Source organism: uncultured Shewanella sp. (assembly GCF_947491715.1).
Taxonomy (GTDB): Bacteria; Pseudomonadota; Gammaproteobacteria; order Enterobacterales; family Shewanellaceae; genus Shewanella.
The window spans coordinates 1-805 of the sequence record NZ_CANLKR010000102.1; the positions used below are offsets into that span (position 1 = coordinate 1).

Annotated in this window: 1 protein-coding gene; it reads left to right on the top strand. The window is 48.2% G+C overall.

What is annotated here, in order from left to right; translation table 11 throughout:
- On the top strand, nt 1-805 hold an 805-nt coding region (locus tag Q0779_RS23670), incomplete at both ends, for a condensation domain-containing protein (protein ID WP_298776718.1).

Below are 805 nucleotides of genomic sequence, written 5' to 3' on the forward strand. Positions count from 1 at the left end.
TTTGAGCAAGCCTTAATTGAGGTGGTTGATTGTGCCACGGCGCAAGCAACACAAGGGGGACTGCACACGCCCAGTGATTACATTGCAACGGATTTAAGTATTGCGCGTTTAGCGCAGTTGCAGTCACGCTATGACATAGAGGCCATCTTTACTGCCAATAGCCTGCAGCAAGGGTTTATCTATCACCAATTAAGTCAGGAAAATGATGATGCCTATCGTGTCCAGCTACTATTGGATTACCACGATGAGTTGGATATTGACTGCTATAAGCAAGCGTGGCGATTGGCATCCAAGCGTTACAGTGCATTAAGGCTTGCATTTGACTGGTCAGGTGAGCCATTACAGATTATTACTCGAGGTGCGTTATTAGATGATAGCCACTTCACTGTGATGGATTTAAGTCACTTGAGTGAGGCAGAGCGTGATGACCGCATAAGGTGTATACAACAAGCAGACCGTCAGCAAGGGTTTGATTTAACTCAGCCTGGGTTGTTACGCTTCACGCTGTTTAAGCACCACGACAGCCATTACACGGTAATGGAAACCGTGCATCACAGTATCAGTGATGGCTGGAGTGGGCCGATATTGTGGCAATACGTGCATGAGACTTATCAATCCTTAATCAGCGGCGTCACTCCTCACGTCGAGATTGAGCAGGCTTATCCACAGGCGCAAACCTGGCTTGCAAGTCACACATCAGCCACACACGCCTATTGGCAAGCGCAGCGTCAACAGTGGCAGGGCTGCAATGACATTAACAACCTGTTAAGTCACCCGGTCGATTTAACGCAGCGAAAACCCATTG